The organism is Bifidobacteriaceae bacterium, assembly GCA_031281585.1.
Taxonomy (GTDB): Bacteria; Actinomycetota; Actinomycetes; order Actinomycetales; family WQXJ01; genus JAIRTF01.
In genome coordinates, this window is sequence record JAITFE010000043.1 from 1 (window position 1) to 15,511 (window position 15,511).

At 70.3% G+C, this 15,511-nt stretch carries 9 protein-coding genes and 1 pseudogene; 6 read left to right on the plus strand and 4 right to left on the minus strand.

The window, feature by feature from the left end; translation table 11 throughout:
* Positions 1-20 precede the first annotated feature (20 nt).
* On the plus strand, positions 21-104 hold the full coding sequence (locus LBC97_04425) for a hypothetical protein (GenBank protein ID MDR2565298.1): 84 nt from the start codon (positions 21-23) through the stop codon (positions 102-104).
* A gap of 55 nt (positions 105-159) precedes the next feature.
* Here LBC97_04425 and LBC97_04430 read toward each other — a convergent pair whose 3' ends face one another.
* Complete coding sequence (locus tag LBC97_04430; GenBank protein MDR2565299.1) at positions 160-1,617, minus strand: MFS transporter; 1,458 nt, start codon at positions 1,615-1,617, stop codon at positions 160-162.
* 425 nt (positions 1,618-2,042) lie between these two features.
* Between LBC97_04430 and LBC97_04435 the strand changes: the two genes are divergently transcribed.
* From LBC97_04435 to LBC97_04450, 4 genes and pseudogenes are all read left to right on the plus strand, one after another.
* Entirely contained in the window at positions 2,043-4,619 is a 2,577-nt protein-coding gene (locus LBC97_04435) for a DNA translocase FtsK (protein MDR2565300.1), read from the plus strand.
* Positions 4,620-4,632: 13 nt separating this feature from the next.
* Entirely contained in the window at positions 4,633-6,639 is a 2,007-nt protein-coding gene (gene pgsA, locus LBC97_04440) for a CDP-diacylglycerol--glycerol-3-phosphate 3-phosphatidyltransferase (GenBank protein ID MDR2565301.1), read from the plus strand.
* 5 nt (positions 6,640-6,644) lie between these two features.
* Entirely contained in the window at positions 6,645-7,163 is a 519-nt protein-coding gene (locus LBC97_04445; GenBank protein MDR2565302.1) for a CinA family protein, read from the plus strand.
* Between the two features lie 159 nt (positions 7,164-7,322).
* Positions 7,323-7,493, plus strand: a pseudogene (locus LBC97_04450) (helix-turn-helix domain-containing protein).
* Between the two features lie 213 nt (positions 7,494-7,706).
* On the opposite strand, the gene LBC97_04455 reads toward LBC97_04450, so the two are convergent.
* Both LBC97_04455 and LBC97_04460 read right to left on the minus strand, forming a co-directional pair.
* Complete coding sequence (locus LBC97_04455) at positions 7,707-8,504, minus strand: hypothetical protein (GenBank protein MDR2565303.1); 798 nt, start codon at positions 8,502-8,504, stop codon at positions 7,707-7,709.
* The gene (locus LBC97_04460) at positions 8,504-13,345 is read right to left on the minus strand and encodes a DEAD/DEAH box helicase (protein MDR2565304.1); all 4,842 of its coding nucleotides are present in this window, start codon (positions 13,343-13,345) and stop codon (positions 8,504-8,506) included. Before LBC97_04460 ends, LBC97_04455 begins: the two co-directional genes overlap by 1 nt.
* A gap of 145 nt (positions 13,346-13,490) precedes the next feature.
* Here LBC97_04460 and LBC97_04465 point away from each other — a divergent pair, with 145 nt between their 5' ends.
* Entirely contained in the window at positions 13,491-13,697 is a 207-nt protein-coding gene (locus LBC97_04465; GenBank protein MDR2565305.1) for a hypothetical protein, read from the plus strand.
* A 62-nt stretch (positions 13,698-13,759) separates the two neighbouring features.
* Here LBC97_04465 and LBC97_04470 read toward each other — a convergent pair whose 3' ends face one another.
* Positions 13,760-15,451: a DUF885 domain-containing protein gene (locus tag LBC97_04470; GenBank protein ID MDR2565306.1), complete on the minus strand. Its 1,692-nt coding sequence runs from the start codon at positions 15,449-15,451 to the stop codon at positions 13,760-13,762.
* Between the last annotated feature and the right edge of the window lie 60 nt (positions 15,452-15,511).

The window sequence follows — 15,511 nt, forward strand, 5'->3', positions numbered from 1 at the left end:
ACACGCACCAGCTTCAGCAGGTGATGCGCCGCGTGGCCGGCCGGTGGATCTCCAAGAAGCTCCGCCGCCGCCCCATGATCATCCCGGTGATAGTCCTGGCGTAGGGCGACGGGGCCCAAACGGGTCCCATACATACCGGGGACGGTCCCGTCCTCGGGGTCAGTCGTCCGCCAGGACCTTGCCCCGCATTTCCGGCAGGGCCCAAGCGGCCATGGCCCCGATCACGAAGAAGCCCGCAAAGATGGCGAACACCCAGGCGGTGCCCAGGGCTTGGTGCAACGGCAGGGTCGCCAACGTGGTGATGATGGAGGCGACGCGCCCAAATCCGGCGGCCCAGCCGGCGCCGGTGCCGCGCAGCGAGGTCGGGTAGATTTCCGGCGTGATGGCGTACAGCGCCCCCCAGGCGCCCAGGTTGAAGAAGCTCAGCAGCATGCCGGCCGCGATCACCGCAGACGGGCTGCCAGCCTGGGAGAACAATGCCGCCGCCGTGGCCGAGCCGACCAGGAACACGGTCAACGTCACGCGCCTGCCCCAGCGTTCGATCAGCCAGGCGGCGCAGGCGTAGCCCGGCAGTTGCGCCAAGGTGATGATGAGCGTGTAGCCGAGGGACTTGGTGACGGTCACGCCATCGGCCACCAGCAGCGACGGCAACCAGGTGAAAGCGCCGTAGTAGGCGAAGTTGACACAGAACCAGACCGCCCAGATGGCCACGGTCCGCCGGGCCATCCCGCTGCGGAAAAGGGCCGCTGGCTTGGCTTGGACCGGCTCGAATTCGGCGCCCGACTCCTCGGCGCCCACGGTGCCCGATGCCGTCTGGCCGCGCACCGGGTCCGCCGCCGTTGCGCTTTGGCTTGGCGCGCGGCCGGGCGTCGGGGCGCTGATCGACGATTCGCCCGTCCCGGCGGCCTGGGCACGGACCGGAAGCGAGGCCTCGAAGGCGCGAACCGCCTCTTCGGCTTCGTCAAAGCGCCCCCTCGACTCTAAGAAGCGGATCGACTCGGGGAGCGAGCGCCGCACGAACACCGCGTAGAGGGCCGGCACGGCGCCCACCACCAGCGCCCAACGCCAGCCGCCCGCGCCGAACGCGCCCGTGGGCGAGGCGACGTAGTAGCCGACCAGAGCGGCGGCGGTCCAGCCGACCGCCCAGAAGGCCTCCAACCAGACGATCACGCGGCCGCGGATGCGGGGCGGGGAAAACTCGCTGACCAGGGTTGAGGCGACCGGCAATTCGGCGCCCAAGCCCAGGCCGACCACGAAACGCAGGGCGATCAGAGCGCCCACGCTCCAGGCCAACGCGCTGGCGCCGGTCGCCACGCCGTAGATCAACAAGGTGAGCGCGAAGACTTGGCGGCGCCCCAACCGGTCTGCGATCAGCCCGCCCAGGGACGCTCCGATGGCCATGCCGGCAAAGCCGGCCGAGGCGATCCAGGACTTGTCGGTGGCGGTCACGTTCCAGCTTTCTGGCAGCGCCACCAGCACAAACGAGATCAGCCCCACGTCCATGGCGTCCATGGCCCAGCCCAGGCCGGAACCCCAGAGGAGACGCCCGTGGAGGCGTGTGAACGCCAAAGCGTCAAGGCGCTTGGAACGGGTGTGGCTGTCCCGGATGAGTGTCATTGGGTTCGTCCTTTGGGTCGCTCGGGCGGGCCGTGCGCCTTGCCGCTGGCAAGCGGCCAGCGAAGACCCGCTGCGGGAATTATCACTCGCGTCCACGTTTTGAGCAAAACTGGTCCGTATTCTGGACTTGACCGCCAGTGGCTGTCCCCTTCGCCCAAACAAATCGCCGTCCCCCGTTTGGGACCGGGGACGGCGATTTGTCTCAAGCATGGGGACGGACATTGCGGGAGACGGCGGCGGTGTGTCAGACCACACGGTGTCGGTGGCGCCGGTTAGCCTGAAGGGGTAATCGGTTATTCAAGACATGTTTGGGACGGGAGAGGGCCACGCCTAGGAATTCGAAACCGGCGGAGCGCACGGCCGCGCCTGGCCGGAAGGCCGCCGTCGGCGCGCCGCCAACCGCCCGGACTGCGGTTCAGCCGGGCGTGGGGACGGGCGCGCCCAGGGCCGGGGCGCGGACTTCCGGCGGCGGGGCCGTCGGGGCGCCGGACCGCAATGTGGCGGCGCGGGCGGCCAAAGGCGCGTGGCTTGGCGTGGCGCATGGCGTGGGGGCGGGGGCCCGTCGCTTTGGGCGCGACGCGCGCGGCTTGCCGCCCGAACACCGGCGTGACGGCGGGGCCTTGGCGCTAATCTGCCTGGCCCTGGTCGTCGCGGCGCAGAGTTGGTTCGGGCTGAGCGGCGCGGCCGGAGGCGCCATCGAGTGGGCCGTGGCGGGAAGCTTCGGCGTGTTGGGCAAAGCCCTGCCGGTGGTGCTGGTGTTTTTGGCTGTCCGGTTGATGCGGCATCCCGAGCAGTCGGAAGACAACGGGCGGATTTCGATCGGCTTCACCACGTTGATTCTGGCGTTGGCCGCGATGATCCACATCGGTCGCGGCCTGCCCAGCCCCAAGGACGGCTGGGAGGCGATTCGGGTGGCGGGCGGCGCGGTCGGATTGATCGGCACGCCGTTGGCGGCGCTGGTCACGCCCGCAATCGCCTTCGCGATCTTCTTGATTTTGGCGTTCTTCGGCCTGCTGGTGCTGACCAAGACCCCTGTGGCCCGCATCCCGCAGCGGTTGCGCCAGGGCTGGGCGGCCCTCGGCTTGGCGGGCCGCGGCGAACGCGGCCCGGCTGGAGGAGGCGTCCGGCAGGTGCCACGGCCGCCAGACGGTTACGCCCACGACGAGGCCTACCGGCGTCCAGATGAAACCCCGGAGGGATCCGGGACACGGGCCCGCCGCCGGGCGGGCGACGGCCGGACCGCCCAATTCGACCCGGCCCCCGAACTGGGGGCGGCTGAGCAGACCGAGGTCATGGAACAGGACACCGCCGAATTGGCGGCGGGGCAAGGCGGAAGCGGCGGGACGGGCGGCGAGGGGGGACCGGACGGCATCGGGCAAGGGGGTGCCGTCACGGGGGCGCCCCGGCCGCACAAAGTGCCGGGCGGCGGCGCGCAAGGCGAACTGACGGGGGAGTTGCTGTACCAACTGCCGGACCCCGACCTGCTGGTCAAGGACCTGCCCAAGCGAGACCAAGGCGAAGGCGCCGCGGACATTGTCGAAGCCCTGGCCGGGGTGTTCGAGCAATTCGCGGTCGACGCGGCGGTCACGGGCTTCACTTGCGGGCCAACCGTGACCCGTTACGAGGTGGAACTCGGGCCGGGGGTCAAAGTTGAACGCATCACCCAACTGCAGCGCAACATCGCTTACGCCGTCGCCAGCCCGGAGATTCGAATCCTGTCCCCAATTCCGGGCAAATCGGCGGTCGGCGTTGAGATCCCGAACAAAGAACGGGAGACCGTGCCACTGGGCGACGTGCTGGCCAGCCCCGTGGCGCGGCGCAACACGCACCCCATGGTGGTCGCGCTCGGGAAGGACGTGGGCGGCGGCTATAAAGTGGCGAACCTGACCAAAATGCCGCACCTCCTGGTGGCCGGCGCGACCGGGTCCGGGAAATCGTCCTTCGTCAACTCCATGGTTGTGTCGCTGCTGATGCGGGCCACGCCAGACCAAGTGCGGATGGTGCTGATCGACCCGAAACGGGTCGAGCTGACCATCTACGCGGGCATCCCGCATCTGATCACGCCGATCATCACCGACCCGAAGAAGGCGGCCGAGGCCCTCGACTGGGTGGTGCGGGAAATGGACGCGCGGTATGACGACCTGGAGCGCTACGGGCTGAAGCACATCGACGACTTCAACAAGGCCGTTCAGAGCGGCTCCATCAAGGCGCCGCCAGACGCCAAGCACCCGCTTCGGCCGTACCCGTACCTGCTGGTGGTGGTTGACGAACTGGCCGACCTGATGATGATCGCGCCCAGGGATGTGGAGGCATCCGTCCTTCGCATCACGGCCCTGGCCCGCGCGGCCGGAATCCACCTGGTGATCGCCACCCAGCGTCCTTCGGTGGACGTGGTGACCGGTGTGATCAAAGCAAACATTCCGTCCCGCATGGCGTTCGCCACCACCTCGCAAACCGACTCGCGCGTAGTTCTCGACCAGCACGGGGCCGAACGGCTGGTCGGACAAGGCGACGCCCTTTTCCTGCCCTACGGCTCGTCGCGGCCCATGCGCCTTCAAGGCGCCTGGGTGGGCGAATCGGAAATCCGCGCCGTGGTCGACTTCGTGAAATCCCAGGCGGAAGCCGAATACCGGCCGGATGTGACGGCTCAGTCGTCGCGCCGCCGCGTGGTCGAGGAGGACATCGGGGACGACCTGGACCTGCTGCTTCAAGCCGCTGAACAGGTCATCACCACCCAGTTCGGCTCCACGTCCATGCTGCAGCGCAAGCTCCGTGTCGGTTTCGCCAAGGCCGGCCGGTTGATGGATCTTCTGGAGAGCCGAGGCGTGGTGGGGCCGTCCGAAGGCGCGAAGGCCCGCCAGGTCTTGGTGCCGCCGGAGGCGTTGCCAGCCACTTTGGCGTTGCTGAGCGGACGCGACCCGGTGACCGGCGAATCGGTCTCGCCGTTCGCGCCGTCGGAAGAGCAAGAAGATGACCAAGGCGAGGACGCAACCGATTCTTAGCTAGGCTAAACACGTGCCGAGCATCCCCGAGCAGCCGGTGGCCCCGCCCCCCCTCGTCAACCTCGCCAACGCGTTGACTGTGGCGCGCCTGATCCTAGTGCCGGTGTTCATAGTCCTCTTTGTCCACAACTCCGCGACCTCTCCCGGCTGGCGGCTCGCATCCACCGTGGTGTTCCTGGTCGCGGCCCTAACCGATCTTTACGACGGTCGCCTGGCCCGCAAGCTGGGGGTCGTCACCGATTTCGGCAAATTGGCCGACCCGATCGCGGACAAGGCCCTGGTCGCCTCCGCTCTGATCTGCCTGTCCTGGTACGGGTTGGTGTCGTGGTGGGTCACCGGGATCATTTTGGGCCGCGAATTGGCGGTGACCTTGATGCGCATGGCGGTGGTCAAATACCAAGTCATCCCCGCTTCCTGGGGTGGCAAGGTGAAGACCGCGACGCAACTCAGCGCCATTGTGGGCTACCTGCTGCCGGGCGAATGGATCAATCGGCAGGGGTGGTTGGCCACGCTCATCGCGCTCTTGATGATCCTCGCGGTGGCGGCCACCGTGGCCACCGGCTTCGACTACGCGCTGACGGCGTGGGGAATCCTCCGCCGCGCCAAGGCTGACGGGTCTGCCGAGCCCGCAGGCGACGGTGCCCTCCCCGCCAGCGTTGCCGCCTCGGATTCCAAAGCCGCCAGTGCCGCCACGGCGACCACCAAGCCGCCAGCCGCCGATGCCGTCGTGTCGCACGCGAAACCGCCCGCCCCGTCCGATTCCGTTGGGCTGGCCACCAAATCGCCCGCCGCCGATGCCGTCACGGCGGCTGCCAAGGCACCAGCCGCCGCCAAGTCGCGGGCCGTCGATGCGGTCGCGTCAGCCGCCAAGGCGCCAGCTGCTGCCGTCGGCGCAAAGTCGCCAGCCGCGCCTGATGCCGTCACGGCGGCTGCCAAGACGCCAGCCTCCGCCGCGCCCAAGCCAAAGGGCAGGTTGATGCGCAAGAAGACCGCCGTCACCGCGACGACATCCCAACCGGAGACCGCCGCCGCGCTAGCCGCCACCGGCGAGCAGCCCGCGCCCGCAGCTCCGCGCCCCCGTGTGCGGTTCAAGCCGGTGCCTACGTCCATCGGGGCCCAAAGTGGCGAATCCGCGTCTGCGACCAGCGAAGACGCGCCCGTTGACACTGGCGTTCAGAAGGCGGCGAAGCCCGCGCCCGCCGTTCCGCCAGCCAAACCTGTCCGGCCCGCGGCGCCAGTCGCCCCGGCCCCCCGGCTTGCCACCCGTCCATCGGTGGCGCCGCCCACGCCGTCTGCTCGGCCCCAGCCCGCACCCGTCAGCGAATCAGTCAAACCGGCCCGGTCGGTGGAGGGCTGGCCGGATGCCGACGTCAAGCCGGCCAGGCCGTCAAGCAGTCGGCCGGCGCCCGCCCGGCCAGTCCGGACGCCCGAGTGGGGGCAGTTGCACACGGTCCAGCGCTCAACCTCCGCGCCGCCCGCGCCCACGCCTGCGAGCGTGGTCCCGGCACAGCCAACCAGCGGCAAGCCAGCGCCAAGGAAGGCCGGTCCAGTTCCGGGTCGCGCTTCCACGCCCGCATCTTCGGCCGGGGCGCAAGCCGCTGCCGGCCGCCCGGCCGTGTCGGCCGGGACGGTGGCGCCCGCTTCGGCTGCGGGCCGCACCCCTGCGCCAGCCTCTTCGGCCAGGGCCCAAGCGGCCTCCGGCCGCCCGGCGGCGTCGCAACCGCCGTTGGGAGCCGCGCCGGATTCCGGTCGGACCAGGCCAACCGCCGCTCCCGCGAAGAAGCCCGAACCCAGGCGGACAGCTGAGGCGTCTCCCCAGCCCGGCGGGCCAAGGCCAGCGGCGGTCGGCGCTCGTCCGGACACCGCCAAAAGGGCGGCGGAGCTGGGGGGTGACAAGACGGCATCGGCGGACAGCACGCTCGCCGCCGCCCAAGCAGCGGCAGAAGCTCGACTGGCGGAACTCAAACGGCGTATAGGCTGGAGCGCGCCGCCGGAGGCTGGCGGCAAGGGAGAGGAGTAAGGGAAATGTCGCCGTTTCGGAACATCGGGGGGCTCGACAACGAGATGCGGGCGGTCGCACTAGTAAATCTACTGCGCGAACACGAACTAACGGTCGCCACAGCCGAATCGTTGACAGGAGGCCTGGTCAGCGCGGTGATAGTGGACGTGCCGGGGGCGTCCACCGTGTTACGCGGCGCCGTGGTGGCCTACGCCAACGAGATCAAACGAGACGTTCTTGGCGTGGATTGGGAACTGTTGGAGGAGCGCGGCGCGATCAACGGGACGGCCGCCGCGCAGATGGCGATCGGGATCCGTCGAGTCATGGGGGCCGACGTGGGCATTGCCACGACCGGCGTGGCGGGGCCGGATCCGGCGGATGGGGCGCTGCCGGGAACCGCTTTCGTCGCCTGTTCATGGGCAAAAGATGAACCAGCTGTTCGAGCGTTGCGCCTTGACGGAGGCCGCGCGCAGGTGCGGACACAGGTGGTCACGCGCGCGCTCGAACTGGCCGAGGCGACCATCCGCCAGACTGCGGGAATATAGGATTAGCTCATGGCGTTTACCCCGATGATGAACAGCCAACGCATGACACCGATCAGGCCCACGAATCAAGCGGAGGGTCTGAAGCGGTACCGTTTAACCAGCCAAACACAATCCAAAGCGAGCCCGGTCGAGAAGGGGGGTGCGAAGCCGATGGTCCTGTTGCGAAGCGAACTGGGCAGTGTGCTGAGGTCGAATCGCCTCCGTCAACGGCGCACCCTGCGTGACGTGTCGGCGGCCGCCAAAGTCTCCCTCGGTTATCTGAGCGAAGTCGAGCGCGGCCAGAAGGAGGCGAGTTCGGAGCTTCTCGCCTCTATCTGCGACGCGTTGGGCACGCCTTTGTGGGCCACTCTGCGCGAAGTGTCAGACCGTTTGGCCGGGCAAGACGTGCACTGGGTTCCGGACACGCCGGAGGCCCTATTCGAAGACGAGTTGGCCGGGGTTCGCTAAAGCACCTCTTCAATTCGGAATTGACCTGAGCGCTGGGCGCCACCTGTGGGTGGCGCCCAGCGTCGTTTAAGCGCCCAGTGCCTGATCGGGTTGGCGTCAACTTGGTTGGCAGGTTGGGCAATAGAACGCCGGGCGGTCGAGGGGCGGCACTCCCACCCGCATGACCGCGATGGGCGTGGAGCAGCGGCGGCACGGTTGCCGTTCGCGGCCGTGCACCAGGCTGGTCTGGCCGTGGCCGGTCAGGCCCGTGGCCGTTGGCGTGCGCGCTTCGACCGAACGCCACAGCAGCCGCCGCGCGCAGGTCAACAGCCCGGGGATGTCCGGCACTTGGGCGGCGGCCCTGTCGGGCCTGACCCGCCATTCGAACAGCGACTCGGCCATGTAAATGGTGCCGATCCCGGCCACCACGGTCTGGTCCAACAGGGCGGCCCCAATCCCGCGGTCGCCTTGGGCCGCCACCCGCCGGGCGGCTAGGGCGGCGTCGAAATCCTCCGCCATCACATCCGGCCCCAGCCGGCCGGTCAGCCGCCCCAAGTCGCGGTCGCGCAACACGTCGGCCATGCCCAGCCGGTCCCCGATAGCCACCCAGGACTGATTGGCCAAGACCGCGCGAGCCGTCCAACGCCCCGCCCGCGAGCCCTGGGCCGGCCGCCCTTGGGCGGCCTTCTCGACCAGCCAGGCCCCGTCCATTCTGAGGTGCGATCGGAACGCGATCCCCGAGTCGAACCGCATTAGGACGTGCTTGCCGTAGGCCTCGACCCCCTCCACGGTCTGTCCCGTCAAGTCGACACCGCCCAGGCTGGGCCACCTGAACAGGCAATAGGTGATGGCCTGGCCGGCCAGGACCTGATCCAGCCGAAGCGCCACCCGCCGCAGGATGTCTCCCTCCGGCATCAGCGGCCTCCCCTCTTGACCAGGCCGGATGGCGTGACGGCGAAGCCGGCCGAGGCCAACGCCGCCGCCGCCTGGGCGCCGCGCGCGTGCGCCGCCAGCGAGTCCTCCCCGTCCAGGCGCGCGACTTTGAGGGAGCCCAGGCGGCCGTCCCGCGCCGCGTCCGCGAGAGCTTGCGCGCCTCGCTCGAGGCGGCCCTGGTCGGAGCCGAACGAGAGCGCGGTGCGGCCGCCGCGTTCCAAGTACCAGACCAGATGGCCGTCTGCCAGCACCACGATGGCGCCGCCCGTCCGGCCGGGCCGGTGGCTGCCCGGGTGTTCCGGCCAGGCCAGTGCTGCCCCGTAGGGGTTGGCCGGGTCGGTCGCGGCCAGCACCAGCACCCCCGCCGAGTCGACCGCCAGGCGCAGTTGGTCCGGCACCGGCGGCAACGCGAATTGCGACCCGCCCAGGTGTTCCACGAAGTACCCGCGCCGGATTGAGCCGGCTTCCTCCATGGCGCTAAGAACGGGGTAGACCTGCGCAAACGTCGTTTCCGATGCCGCCGACCCGCGTGTCACCACGCCGTAGCGTTCCAGCAGGGCCAGCGCCGTAGCCGCCAGCCGGCGCTCCACCGGGACGGGTTCCGCCCGCGCGGCGGGCGTTGGGGCCAGACCCCAACGGGCCGCGAGTCCCGGGTCGGCGCGGCCGGGTGCGCGCTCCGGAATCTGGCCGCCGAGGCGCCGGTCGCCAGGCGGCCCGCCTCCCATTCCACCGCTGTTCAGCGCGCCGCCCCCGAACGCTCCGCCGAACGCCCGCGCGCCCAGCGTCCGCGTCCTGGGCGGCCGCCGTTTGACCTTGTGGACGGTTTTCCCGCCGGAGAGCCACGCGCGGAGCGGTCCGAACGAGTCCGCCGTGATCCAGCCTCCCCAAACCAACTCCCAGACCGCCTTCCCGAGTTCGGCCGAGCCCAGGCTCAGGCCCAACCGTTCGGCGAGCTCGAACGGCCAGAAGGCGCCGCCGCCGGCCAACACATCCAGCAACTGCGCGGCCGGGGATCCGGGGGTGGGCGGCTCGGCGTCCGCCAGGACCCGGTCCTCGGTCGTCAAAGCGAACAGGCGCACAATCCCGTCCGAGGCGGCGGTCTTGCCCTGGCCGACCCACGCCACCTCGCCCGCGGTGATCAACTCGTCCAACGCGCCCGGCGAGTAGTCGGTCACCCGGCTGGGCAGGATCAGCGACTCGACAGCCGAGGCGGGAAGCGCCGCGCCGGCCAGCGATTCGACCGCGGCCAGGACGCCATCGGCGCCCCGCAAACGTCCGATTTGCTGCCAACTCGGCGCGAAAGCGCCCAGGACGTGCGCGGACACCGGTTCGATCTGTTGGCGCAGCACCGCCAGCGAGCGGCGCCGCAGTCGGGTCATGACGCCGGGGTCGCAGTAGTCGGGGCCGCCTTGGCCACCCGCCTCGGCCGGTCGCAGCCTTCCCCGCAGCGCCTGGCCCTGGCGGACCAACACCTCCAGTTCCCGTTCCGCGACCGCCACTCCAAGCCCGAACTCCCGCGCCAGGGCGCCCGGCTCAAACGGGCCGTGAGTGCGCACATAACGCCTGGTCAAGGCACCAAGCGGGTCAACGGACGGGGCCAGCATGGCCTCCGGCAGCCCGGTCGGCAAGACGACTCCCAGTCCGTCCCGCAACGCGGCGGCGTCCTCGGCCGCCGCCCACCTGGGTTCGCCGCCTATCCTCACCTCGATCACGCGTCGAGCCGCCATCAATTCCGCCACCCATTCGCGCCACGCTGCCCCGTTACCAAGATGGGTGCTGGTCCGGTCTTCGTTCCGGTCGCTTCGGGGCGAGTCGCCTGAGCGGTCGCGGGGCGGCGCGGGCGCGGAGGCAAGACCGTCCCCGTTTTCGGGAGCGCAGCGGGGGAAAGCGCCGTCCCCGTTCTCGGGGGAGGTGGACTGGGTCAGTTGCGCGGCGGTTTGCGGGCCCAGTTCCCTGAGCAGGTCCGCCAACTGTTCCACGCTGGCGGCCCGGCGTTCGGGCGTCCGGCGGGCCAACTCGGCATCGACGGCCAAAACCACCGCCGGGTCCAGCAAGTCGGCCAAATCGCTGGCCGGGCCGGAACCCAGCAACTCGGACAGCATGGCGGGGTCCAGGCTGAGGGCGGCCGCGCGGCGCTCGGCCAGCGGGGCGTCCCCGTCATACAAGAACCGGGCGGTGTAGCCGAAGGCGACCGCGCTGGCGAAAGGCGATCCAGACGGGGTTTGCACCTCCACCAGGCGGACGCGCCGCTGCTCAATCCCGCGCATCAACTCGGTCAGGGCCGGCACGTCGAAATCGTCCTGAAGGGTCTCCCGGAGCGCCTCCATGACCACCGGGAAGTCGTTGAATTGCGACGCTACCTGGAGCAACTGCTGGGCGCGGTGGCGCTGCTGCCACAGCGGCTGGCGCTTGCCGGGGGCCCGGCGGGGGAGGACCAGGGCGCGGGCAGCGGCCTCGCGGAAGCGGGCGGCGAAGTGTGCGGTGCCGGCTATGGCGGCGGTAACGGCGGCCGGGACGGCATCGGACTCGATCAAGAGGTCCAAGCCGGCGTCTTCCGCCAACTCCGGCAACCGCAGCATGATCCCGTCGTCCGAGGGCATCACCTGGGCGTCCAGGCCGTAGCGGTCGCGCAGGCGGGTGCTTAGAACGGCCCCCCAGGCGCCGTTGACCCGGCCGCCCCAGACCGAGTGGATCATGACGCGGGTGTCGCCGAGTTCGTCCGGGAAACGCTCCACCACGATGGTGCGGTCGTCCGGTAGCTGGCCCGTCGCCTCGCCCTGGTCGGCCAGGTAGTTGACCAGGTTGGAAGCCGCCCACTGATCCAGCCCCTGGTCGGCGAGCCGCGTCTTGGCTTCCTCGGGCGCCAGCGCCGCCGTCTCCCGCACAAACTGCCCGATGGCGGCGCCCAGTTCGGCCGGGCGGGAGGGGGAGTCGCCCTTCCAGAACGGCAACCGGCCCGGCAGGCCGGGAGCCGGTGTGACGTACACGGCGTTGGGCGTGATCTGCTGGATGCGCCAAGTCGAGGAGCCGAGCATGAAGGTGTCCCCGACCCGCGACTCGTAGACCATCTCCTCGTCCAAGTCGCCCACGCGCTTCGAGCTCCTCGGGTCGGTTTGTTCGCCGGCCAGGTAAACGCCGTAAACACCACGGTCGGGAATGGTGCCGCCGGACACGCGCACCAGGTAGTCCGCGCCCGGCCGGGGGGTGAGTTCGCCGGTGGCGCGGTCCCATACAATCCTCGGCTTGAGCTCGGCGAAGTCCGCCGAGGGGTACCGCCCGGAGAGCATGTCGAGGACCGCCTCCAGCGAGCGTTCCCCAAGGCTTTCGAAGGGCGCGGCCTGGCGGACCAGGCGGCCCAGGTCCGCGACCGTCCAGTTGTCCATGGCCACCATGGCCACGATCTGCTGGGCCAGCACGTCGAGCGGGTTGGCGGGAATGTGGATCGATTCGATTTGGCCCGCGCGCATGCGCCCGGCCGCGACCGCGGCGGGCACCAGGTCGCCTCGGTAAACGGGGTAGACCAGGCCCTTTGAGACGGCGCCCACCTGGTGGCCGGCTCGGCCGACCCGTTGCAGCCCGGCGGCGGCGGAGGGCGGCGCGCCGACTTGGACCACCAAGTCGATGGCGCCCATGTCGATCCCCAGTTCAAGGGAAGAGGTGGCGATCACGGCCGGCAGGCGGCCGGCCTTCAGTTGGTTTTCGATCTCGGTTCGACGGTCACGGCTCATGGAACCGTGATGGGCCATGGCGATGGTCTGGTCGACAACGGCCGCCGTGCCCGCCGCGGAAATGATCTCCGCCGGTTGGACAGCCCCCGGATCAGGCCTTTCGCCGGTGCGGGCCTGATACTCCTCGTTGACCCGGGCCGCCAGGCGTTCCGCGGCACGGCGCGAATTGGTGAAGACCAACGTCGAATCGTGCGCCAGGACGTGGTCCACTATGGCCTGGTGGACATGCGGCCAGATCGAGCCGCCTTGGATCGCCCCGGCGGCGTTGCCGCTCAGGTCCAGGGCGTCGCCGCGCCCAAAACCCGCGTCGTAGGTCCGGGCGCCGCCCAGGTCGGTCAAATCCTCGACCGGGAGTTTGACGGCGACGTCGATCACTTTTGCGGACGGCGGCTGGACCACTTCGACGGGCCGCCGGCCGGGACGGTGGCGCGCGCCGCCCACAAACCGGGCCACTTCCTCCACGGGGCGGACGGTGGCGGACAGGGCGATCCGCTGAGCCGGGCGGGGCAGCAAGGCGTCCAGGCGCTCCAACGACAGGGCCAGGTGGGCGCCGCGCTTGGTTCCGGCCAGCGCGTGCACCTCGTCGAGGATGACGGTGTCCACGCCCGTCAGCGCCTCGCGGGCGCCGGAGGTCAGCACCAGAAAGAGGGACTCCGGCGTGGTGATCAGTATGTCCGGCGGTTTCTTGGCGAAGTTCCGCCGGTCACGGGCGGCCGTGTCCCCTGTGCGCACCGCCACCCGGATGTCCGGCACCCGCCGCCCGGCGGCGGCCAGTTGGTTCGAGATGCCGACCAGCGGCGCCCTCAGGTTCCGCTCCACGTCCACGGCCAGCGCCTTGAGCGGCGAAATGTACACAACGCGGCAGCGTTGTCCGCCGGCGGCGGGCGGCGGTTGCCGCATCAGCCGGTCGATCGCGGACAGGAAGGCGGCCAGCGTCTTGCCAGACCCGGTTGGCGCCACGACCAGCGCGTCGGTGTCATCGTGGATTGCCCGCCAAGCGCCTAGCTGCGCGGCGGTGGGGGCTTCGAACGAGGCCTCGAACCAGCCCCGGGTGGCTGGCGCGAACCAGTCCGGGGGCGTCGCCTCGCTTAGCACCCCTCAACTGTGCCACGCCGCTCCGACACCGTGACGCGCCTGGCCGTGGTCTCCGCTTCGGGCGTACCCGGCCCTGCTAGCCTTGCCCGGTCACGGCCGCCGACCAGTCATTCAGAAGGGCGGTCCGAGGCTAGGCGATGGCCTTTTGGATCGAGATCGTCCGTTCGGCGTCGGCGGTGCATTCGAAGCGCGTCACCTGATGGCCGGATTCGGCAGCCTGCCGTTCAGCGTCACCACCGTTCCGAACAGCGACACGCGCAGGGCGTTGGCCGAGGCTCGTGCGGATGAAGGCTTAAGCGATCCCTTCCAATCGGCGAACGACATGATTGACGCGGCGGTGGCGGATGCTTGAACTGCGACCCCCCGGCGATCTGTCTTGACTGTTGTGGCACATGGCCGGGGAAGACGGTCCGCTCAGAGGCCGAGGGCTGCAGGCAGGACCGCCAGCGGCAGCGATCCCAGCCTGAGGGCGCGGTTGTGGAAGTCCCGCAGGGCGGGGCCGCCCGCGCCGCCGGTGGCGGCCGCCCGCAGCCGCTCCCATTCGCGCTGACCCAGCTTGTAGGAGGGGGCCTGCCCGGCCCATCCCAGGTAGCGGGCCCATTCGAACCGGGCGAAGCCCTCCGACATGCCCGAATTGTTCGCCTTCAGCAGTTCCCAGGCCTTGTCGGCGTTCCAGCGCCCGCCGCCGAATTCGGCCGGCGCCGCCAGCCCCAGGTGCACGCCGATGTCGAACACCACGCGCGCCGCCCGCAACCGCTGGCCGTCCAGCAACCCGAACATCGCCCCCGGATCCTCCATGAAGCCGAATTCGCCCATCAACGCCTCGGCGTAAAGCGCCCAGCCCTCGCCGTAGCCTGACGACCAGGACGCGAGCCGCCGCCAGTCGTTCAACTCGCCGGCCTGGGCGGTGGCGATCCCGATCTGCAGGTGGTGGCCGGGCACGCCCTCGTGGTACACGGTGGTCAACTCGCGCCAAGTCGCGAACGCGTCCACCCCCTCCGGCACGGACCACCACATCCGGCCCGGCCGTGAGAAGTCCTGCGACGGGCCGGTGTAGTAGATCGCCCCCGAATCAGACGGCGCGATCATCGCCTCGATCCGTTTCACCGGCTCCGGGATGTCGAAGTAGGTCCCGTCCAGGGCCGCCGTGGCCTGGTCGGCCGTGGCCTGCATCCATTCGCGGAGCGCCTGCTTGCCGCGAATCTGACGCGAGGCGTCTCCGTCGAGCTTGCGGACGGCATCGGACACCGAGGCGCCCGGGCCCGCGAGGTGAGCCGCCAACTCGTCTTGTCGGGCGGCCACGCGGGCCAGTTCCGCCTCGCCCCACGCGTAAGCCTCTTCCAAGTCCACCGCGACGCCCACGAAATAGCGGGACCACAAGGCGTAACGGTCGCGGCCGAAGGCGTCCTCGACGGGCGCTTTGGGCGCGAGCTCCCGCTCGAACAGTTCGGCCAGTTCCCCGTAGGCCGCCTTCGCCGCCGATGCCGACCGGTCCAGTTCCCCCAGCAACCCGCCCCCCAGCGTGGGCTCGGTTTGGGCGGCCCGGGCGGTCAGGCGGTCGAAGGCCGAATCCGGCCCGGCGAGCTTGCGCGCCTCGACCGCGCCCAGTTCGAACTGCCGCAACGCCGGGGTCGGCCCTTCGGCCTGGCCGCGTTTGAGCGAGGCGCCGTAACCGGCCAGGGCGGCGGGAACCGCCGCCAAACGCCGCGCGATGGTCTCCCAGTCCCCGGCGGTCGCGGTCGGCATCAGGTCGAACACGTCGCGGATGGCTTGGACGGGGCTGGCGACCACGTTGAGGTCGGCCAGGTGCTCGCCGGCCTCGAATAGCTGCTGCTCCAGGCCCAGGCGGTCCTGCATGGCGTCGAAGGTGACCTGGTCTGCGGGGCTGAGCCCGGCGGCATCGGCGGCTTGGCGCAACGCGCGGGCCGTGGCCTGGGCCAGTTCGAACCTGGCGGCGTGCCCGTCCGGGGACAGGTCCGGCAGTTCGTGGTCGTGGCCGGGGACGCCGATTCCGGTGGCCTCAAGCGGGTCGAGCGCGGCGGCGCGCGCGACGTGGCGGTTGGCGATCTGGTCTATCTGGCTGGGCTGGCGGCTGAGCGAGTTCACGCCTCCGACCTTAGCCGCTGGTGGGCGGCCCGCCGACCGGCGGCACGCGCGGCCGGCGGG